This is a genomic window from Stenotrophomonas sp. CCNWLW57 (genome assembly GCF_037203925.1).
GTDB lineage: Bacteria > Pseudomonadota > Gammaproteobacteria > Xanthomonadales > Xanthomonadaceae > Stenotrophomonas > Stenotrophomonas rhizophila_A.
Map to the genome: position 1 here is coordinate 516,235 of NZ_JBBCBJ010000004.1, position 7,690 is coordinate 523,924.

At 67.1% G+C, this 7,690-nt stretch carries 5 protein-coding genes; 4 read left to right on the forward strand and 1 reads right to left on the reverse strand.

Going from position 1 to position 7,690, the window contains the following annotated elements; genetic code table 11:
• Positions 1 to 50: 50 nt before the first annotated feature.
• A complete protein-coding gene (gene parC / locus V9K91_RS12740; RefSeq protein ID WP_095363323.1) occupies positions 51 to 2,294 on the reverse strand; it encodes a DNA topoisomerase IV subunit A in 2,244 nt (747 codons plus the stop codon).
• Positions 2,295 to 2,497: 203 nt separating this feature from the next.
• Between parC and V9K91_RS12745 the strand changes: the two genes are divergently transcribed.
• The 4 genes from V9K91_RS12745 to V9K91_RS12760 are packed head-to-tail and all read left to right on the forward strand — an operon-like array spanning position 2,498 to position 7,217.
• Positions 2,498 to 2,941: a MarR family transcriptional regulator gene (locus V9K91_RS12745; protein WP_068854598.1), complete on the forward strand. Its 444-nt coding sequence runs from the start codon at positions 2,498 to 2,500 to the stop codon at positions 2,939 to 2,941.
• A complete protein-coding gene (locus V9K91_RS12750; RefSeq protein WP_093533184.1) occupies positions 2,938 to 4,431 on the forward strand; it encodes an efflux transporter outer membrane subunit in 1,494 nt (497 codons plus the stop codon). The genes V9K91_RS12745 and V9K91_RS12750 overlap by 4 nt, the downstream gene beginning before the upstream one ends.
• A 10-nt stretch (positions 4,432 to 4,441) precedes the next feature.
• Positions 4,442 to 5,623 (forward strand): multidrug efflux MFS transporter periplasmic adaptor subunit EmrA, encoded by a 1,182-nt coding sequence (gene emrA / locus V9K91_RS12755; RefSeq protein ID WP_095363322.1) that lies wholly within the window; start codon positions 4,442 to 4,444, stop codon positions 5,621 to 5,623.
• A gap of 7 nt (positions 5,624 to 5,630) precedes the next feature.
• Positions 5,631 to 7,217 (forward strand): DHA2 family efflux MFS transporter permease subunit, encoded by a 1,587-nt coding sequence (locus V9K91_RS12760; protein WP_068850548.1) that lies wholly within the window; start codon positions 5,631 to 5,633, stop codon positions 7,215 to 7,217.
• Positions 7,218 to 7,690: the final 473 nt, after the last annotated feature.

A 7,690-nucleotide genomic window follows, 5' to 3' on the forward strand; every position in this document is an offset into this window, starting at 1 on the left:
GCGATGGATACAAAAAAAACCGGGGAAATCCCCGGTTTTTTCTTGGGCGATCATTCCACCGACAACCCTTCCACCTTCTGCCACCCACGCGGCAGCAGGTGCCCGCGGCTGGCGCGGCTGCCGAGGTAGGCCTCCAGGTCCTTGTACGACAGGTTCATCGTGCGCTGCCCGCTGCGCACCAGCAGCGTGTTGCCCGGGCCCACCGCCACCACCGCGACCACGCGCTCGGTGGCCAGCTTGGCCTTGGGGATTTCGATGATCTTGTTGCCCTTGCCCTTGTCCAGTTCCGGCAGGTCGCTGGCGGGGATGGCCAGCAGGTTGCCCGAGCTGGTCACCGCCACGATGCGGTCGGCGTCCGGGTTGGCGACCACAGACGGGGTCAGCACCTTCGAACCGGAGGTGAGGTTGAGCATCGCCTTGCCGGCCTTGTTGCGCCCGGTCAGGTTCTCGAAGCGGGTCACGAAGCCATAGCCATGCGTGGAGGCCAGCACGAAGCGGGTGGCGTTTTCGCCGCTGGCCAGGGTCATGAAGGCACTGCCCGGCGCCGGCGAGAAGCGGCCGGTGAGTGGCTCGCCGTTGCCACGTGCCGAGGGCAGGGTATGCACCAGCGTGGAGTAGGCACGGCCTTCGCTGTCCAGGAACGCCACCTGCTGCGTGCTGCGCGCGCGCACCGAACCCAGCAGGGCATCGCCGTCGCGGTAGGACAGGGTGGACGGATCCATGTCGTGGCCCTTGGCCGCGCGGATCCAGCCCTTTTCGGACAGCACCACGGTCATCGGCTCGCTCGGCACCAGCTCGGTTTCGTCGATCGCCTGCGCCGCGCCACGCTGCACCAGCGGCGAACGGCGCGCGTCGCCGAACTTCTTCGCATCGGCCACCAGCTCGTCGCGGATCAGCTTGCGCAGCTTGGCCTTGCTGTCCAGGATCGACTGGATCTTGTCGCGTTCCTTGGCCAGCTCGTCCTGCTCGCCGCGGATCTTCATTTCCTCCAGGCGCGCCAGCTGCTTGAGCTTGGTTTCCAGGATGTATTCGGCCTGGTCGTCGCTCAGGCCAAAGCGCGCGATCAGCGCCCGCTTGGGTTCGTCCTCGGTGCGGATGATGTGGATCACTTCATCCAGGTTGAGGAACGCCACCAGCAGGCCTTCCAACAGGTGCAGGCGACGCTCGACCTTTTCCAGGCGATGGGTGAGGCGGCGGGTCACGGTGGTACCGCGGAACTGCAGCCACTCGCTGAGCAGCATCTTCAGGTTCTTCACCTGCGGACGCCCGTCCAGCCCGATCACGTTGAGGTTGACCCGGTAGCTGCGCTCCAGGTCGGTGGTGGCGAACAGGTGGCCCATCAGCTGTTCGGCATCGACGCGGTTGGAACGCGGCACCAGCACCACCCGCACCGGGTTGGCATGGTCGGATTCGTCGCGGATGTCTTCCAGCCACGGCAGCTTCTTGGCGCGCATCTGCGCCGCGATCTGCTCGATCACCTTCGACGGCGAGACCTGGAACGGCAGCGCGTTGATGACGATGTTGGTGCCGTCCTTGAAGAACGTCGAGCGCGCGCGCACGCTGCCGTAGCCGGTTTCGTACATGGTGCGCAGGTCGGCGGCCGGGGTGATGATCTCGGCCGCGCTCGGGTAATCCGGACCCTTCACGTATTCGAGCAGGTCGCCGATGCTGGCCTCTGGATCATCCAGCAGGTGCAGCAGCGCGCTGACGATCTCGTTGAGGTTGTGCGGCGGTACGTCGGTGGCCATGCCGACGGCAATGCCGGTGGTGCCGTTGAGCAGCAGGTGCGGCAGGCGTGCCGGCATCCAGGTCGGCTCTTCCAGGGTGCCGTCGAAGTTCGGGGTCCAGTCGGTGGTGCCCTGGTTGATTTCGCCCAGCAGCACTTCGGCGATCGGGGTCAGCTTGGATTCGGTGTAGCGCATCGCCGCGAACGACTTGGGATCGTCGGTGGAACCAAAGTTGCCCTGGCCTTCGATCAGCGGGTAGCGGTACGAGAACGGCTGGGCCATCAGCACCAGCGCTTCGTAGCAGGCGCTGTCGCCGTGCGGGTGGTACTTACCAATGACGTCGCCGACGGTACGCGCGGACTTCTTCGGCTTGGCGGCGGCGTTCAGCCCCAGCTCGCTCATCGCGTAGATGATGCGGCGCTGCACCGGCTTGAGGCCGTCGCCGATGAACGGCAGCGCACGGTCGAGCACCACGTACATCGAGTAGTCCAGGTACGCCCGTTCAGCGTATTCACGCAGGGGCAGCTGTTCAAAGCCGTGGAAAGCGGGGCGGGCTAGATCGGTCATGCGGGATTGTTACCTGTGGCAAGGGACGGCGACGGCTGTCGCCCTCGCAGGCGGTCGATTATCCGGATGCGGCGTGGGATGCCAAGCGATGTGAAGGAATCGGGGCCGGGCCGTTGTCCTGAATGGGGCAACACTGCATTTCCTTCCAGATTAAATATTTCCATTGAGAAATATATTTTCCGGAAGTAAAGTGCGTCCCCATGATGATCTGCCCCGATACCACGCCGCCCAGCCTGGGCCTGCTGCTGCGCCAGGTGCGTGACGGCCTGATGCGCCAGCTGGACGTTTCCATGGCCGAGGAAAACCTCGATATCGGCTTCACCCACTACCTGGGGCTGAAGGTGCTGTCGTTCCGCGCGCCCTGTACCGCCAACGAACTGGCCCAGGCCTTGGACCAGGTGCCCAGCGCGGTCACCCGCCTGCTGGACAAGCTGGAAGCGCTGGGTTGTGTACGCCGCGAACCGCATGCGCAGGACCGGCGTGCGCTGCAGATCGTACTGACCGACGAGGGCCGCCAGCTGTGGGCCCGCCTGAAGCAACGCGGCGACGCGGTGATGGACGACGCCATGCGCGACCTGTCCGCCGACGAGCGCGCGCTGCTGCTTTCCCTGTTGACCCGTGTCCGCGACTCTCTGATTACGCCATGACTTCCATACCTGATCGCACCTCATCGCTGCGCCCGCTGCGGCCGGCGCTGCTGTCCGTGCTGGCGCTGGCGCTGGCTGCCTGTGCCAGCACCGGTGGCCTGCAACCGCACGGCCAGCTGCTCGACGCCGACAGCCTGCAGACCCAGCGCACCCTGGCCGGCCACACCCTGAGCCCGTCGGCATTCCCGGCCACCGACTGGTGGCGGGCGCTGAACGACCCGCAGCTGGACGCCCTGATCGCCGAAGGCCTGCAGCGCAATCCGGGCCTGGAGGCGGCCGATGCGCGCCTGCGCCAGGCGCGTGCCCAGATCGGCACCGCACACGCCGACCGCCTGCCCAGTGTGTCCGCTTCCGGCGGCTACACCGGCGTGCGCCTGCCCGAATCGATGGTCGGTGACGAGCTCGGCGGCAGCTATGCCGGCAGCGGTCAGGCCTACCTCAGCGTCAGCTACGGGGTAGACCTGTGGGGCGGCAAGCGCGCTGCCTGGGAAGCGGCGGTGGACAGCGGGCATGCCGCGGCCGTCGATGCGCAGGCCGCGCGCCTGAACCTGTCGGCCGGCATCGCCGAAGCCTACGCGCAGCTCGGCTATGCCTGGCAGCTGCACGATGTGGCCAGCGAAGAGCTGGACCGCTCGCAGAAGACGCTTGACCTGACCCGCCAGCGCCGCGCGGCGGGCATCGACAGCGACCTGCAGACCCGCCAGGCCGAGGCCCGCATTCCGGCCGCGCAGCAGCAGCTGCAGGCCGCGCAGCAGCAGATCGACGAGGCCCGCACCGCGCTGGCCGCGCTGGTCGGGCAGGGCCCGGACCGTGGCCTGCAGATCGAACGTCCGCAGCCGCTCAACCCGCTGGCACTGCAGCTGCCGGGCGTGCTGCCGAGCGAACTGCTGGGCCGCCGCCCGGACATCGTCGCCGCGCGCTGGCGGGTCGAAGCGGCCGGCCGCGAGATCGACGCGGCCAAGGCGAAGTTCTATCCCAGCCTCAACCTCACCGCGCTCGGCGGCGTGGTTGCCAGCGAAGTGGACCAGCTGCTCAAGAGCGGCTCGACCTTCGCCTTCATCGGCCCGGCGCTGAGCCTGCCGATCTTCGACGGTGGCCGCCTGCGTGCCAACCTGGACAAGACCGATGCGCAGTACGACCTGGCCGTGGCCGACTACAACCAGTCGGTGGTCACCGCACTGCGCGAAGTGGCCGACCAGGTCAACGCGGTGCGTTCGCTGGCCGACCAGGCCGCCTCGCAGGCGCAGGCCGTCGCCACCGCCCGCGCCGCGCATGACCTGGCGCAGCAGCGCTACAAGGCCGGCATCGGCAGCTACCTGGACGTGCTCAGCGTGGAAGCGCAGCTGCTGCAGTCGCAGCAGCAGCTGGCGTCGCTGCAGTCGCGCCAGATCCTTGTTTCGGTTCGGCTGAGCCAGGCGCTGGGCGGGGGCTTCACCCCCTCCGGCGACACCGCCACGCTCGCCACCGCCCCCGAATCCACGCATTCCTGAGATACCTTCCATGAGCCAGACTTCCGCTCCTGCTGCCGCACCGGCAGCCCCCTCCCGCCGTGGCAAGCTTCTGCGTGGCCTGTTGGCCATCGTGGTGCTGCTGCTTGCCGCTGCGGCACTGTGGTACTTCATGTTCGGCCGCTGGTTCGAAGAAACCGACGACGCCTACGTGCAGGGCAACCAGGTCCAGATCACCCCGCTGGTGACCGGTACCGTGGTGGCGATCAACGCCGATGACGGCATGCGCGTCGAGCGCGGCCAGCTGCTGGTGCAGCTGGACCCGGCCGACACCGAAGTGGCGCTGCAGCAGGCCCGCGCCAACCTGGCCCGGACCGTGCGCCAGACCCGTGGCCTGTACCGCAGCGTGGAAGGCGCGCAGGCCGAACTGAGCGCGCGCCAGGTCACCCTAAATCGCGTCCGCGAAGACTTCGCCCGCCGCAAGGGCCTGGCCGCCACCGGCGCCATCTCCGATGAAGAGCTGGCGCACGCCCGCAACGAGCTGGCCGCCGCCGAAGCGGCCGTGGCCGGCTCGCGCGAAACCTTCGAGCGCAGCAACGCGCTGGTCGACGACACCGTGATCGCCACCCAGCCGGACGTGGAAGCGGCTGCCGCGCAGCTGCGCCAGGCCTACCTCAACAACGCCCGCGCCGGCATCGTCGCGCCGGTCAGCGGCTACGTGGCCCGTCGCTCGGTGCAGGTGGGCCAGCGCGTGCAGCCGGGCACCGCGCTGATGGCGGTGGTGCCGACCGAACAGATGTGGGTGGAAGCCAACTTCAAGGAAACCCAGCTGCGCCACATGCGCCTGGGCCAGGAAGTGGAGCTGCGCTCGGACCTGTACGGTGGTGACGTGAAGTACAAGGGCCGCATCGACAGCCTGGGCCTGGGCACCGGTTCGGCGTTCTCGCTGCTGCCGGCGCAGAACGCCAGCGGCAACTGGATCAAGATCGTGCAGCGCGTTCCGGTGCGCATCGCCATCGATGCAAAGCAGCTGGCCGACAATCCGCTGCGCATCGGCCTGTCGATGAAGGCGGAAGTGAGCCTGCGCGACCAGAAGGGCACGGTGCTGCCGACCACGACGGCCAAGGGCCAGGTGTTCGACACCGACGTGTATGCCAAGCAGCTGCACAGCGCCGACGATGTGATCCACGAGATCATCCAGAGCAACCTGCCGCGCACGGCAAAGGCGAGCTGAGGCCACCATGTCCGCACAAGCTCCCGCCGCGCCCGGCCTGCCGGGCGCGCCGTCGGCGCCAGGTGCGACCGGCGCGTTCCGGCCGGCCAACGTGGCGTTGTGTACGGCAGGCCTGGCCATGGCCTCGTTCATGCAGGTGCTCGACACCACCATCGCCAACGTTTCGCTGCCGACCATCGCCGGCAACCTCGGCGCCAGTTCGCAGCAGGCGACCTGGGTCATCACCTCGTTCGCGGTCAGCACGGCCATCGCGCTGCCGCTGACCGGCTGGCTGAGCCGCCGCTTCGGTGAAACCAAGCTGTTCATCTGGGCCACGCTGTCGTTCGTGATCGCGTCGCTGCTGTGCGGCCTGGCGCAGAGCATGGGCATGCTGGTGGTGTCGCGCGCGCTGCAGGGTTTCGTGGCCGGTCCGATGTACCCGATCACGCAGTCGCTGCTGGTCTCGATCTACCCCCGCGAGAAACGCGGGCAGGCGCTGGCGCTGCTGGCGATGATCACGGTGGTGGCGCCGATCTGCGGCCCGATCCTGGGCGGCTGGATCACCGACAACTACAGCTGGGAATGGATCTTCCTGATCAATGTGCCGCTGGGCATCTTCGCGGCGCTGGTGGTGGGCAACCAGCTGAAGGGCCGTCCGGAGCAGATCGAAAAGCCGAAGATGGACTACGTGGGCCTGATCACGCTCGTCATCGGCGTGGGTGCGCTGCAGCTGGTGCTGGATCTGGGCAACGACGAGGACTGGTTCAGTTCGCCGACGATCGTGGTGCTGGCCTGCATTTCGGTGGTGGCGCTGGCGGTGTTCCTGATCTGGGAACTGACCGACAAGGATCCGATCGTGGACCTGCGGCTGTTCCGCCACCGCAACTTCCGCGCCGGCACGCTGGCGATGGTGGTGGCGTACGCGGCGTTCTTCAGCGTGTCGCTGCTGATCCCGCAGTGGCTGCAGCGTGACATGGGCTACACGGCGATCTGGGCGGGCCTGGCTACAGCGCCGATCGGCATCCTGCCGGTGATCATGACGCCGTTCGTAGGCAAGTACGCATCGCGGTTCGACATGCGCTGGATTGCATCGTTCGCGTTCGTGTTCCTGTCGTTCACCAGCTTCCTGCGTTCGGGCTTCAACCTGCAGGTGGACTTCGCGCACGTGGCGGGGGTGCAGCTGATCATGGGCATCGGCGTGGCATTGTTCTTCATGCCGGTGCTGCAGATCCTGCTGTCGGATCTGGACGGCCGCGAGATCGCGGCAGGTTCGGGCCTGGCCACGTTCCTGCGTACGCTGGGCGGCAGCTTCGCGGCATCGCTGACCACGTGGCTGTGGGCGCGCCGCACCCAGGAACACCATGCGCACCTGACCGAAAGCATTTCCGGCTACACGCCGGGCATGCAGGAGAAGGTGGCGGCAATGGGGCAGGGCGACCTGCAACATGGTGCAGCGGCGTTGAACAACATCATCAACCACCAGGCATCGCAGATGGGCTTCAACGACATCTTCTTCCTGCTGGGCTGGATCTTCCTGGCCATCATTGCGTTCCTGTGGCTGGCCAAGCCGCCGTTCGGCGCCGGTGCCGGCGCGGCGTCGGCCGGCGGGCATTGATGGTGTGAATCGCTGAAACGGAAAACCCCGCTGAAGAGCGGGGTTTTTTGTTGTGTGCTGTTGATGGCGAACAGCTAACAGCTAAAGGCAGCGTTTCAGTTCTTGCGAGCTGGGGAGGCCGACGGGCAGCCCCTTACGGGACACGCCGTAAACCCATCCGTGGGGGCTTGGCAAAAACATCCATGTTTTTGACAGTCCCTACAGGGGCTGCCCGCCGGCCTCCCCCGACAGATGGTCGCGTGCGGATGGGCACGGCAGACACGAAGGGCGTGTCCGTACCCGGCGGGCATGCCGAATGTGCCTGGGGTCGGTAGCGTCGGTTCCCGAACGACGGCACGGAACGCCACCGCGTCCGGTAACGCACGAAAATGATCGGCGCTGCCGTTGATCTTCCACGGCCACCAACACACCGTCGAGGGTCGGCGGGGGCGGGGGTACGGGGGCTTTGCGAAACATGGATGTTTCGCAAGAGC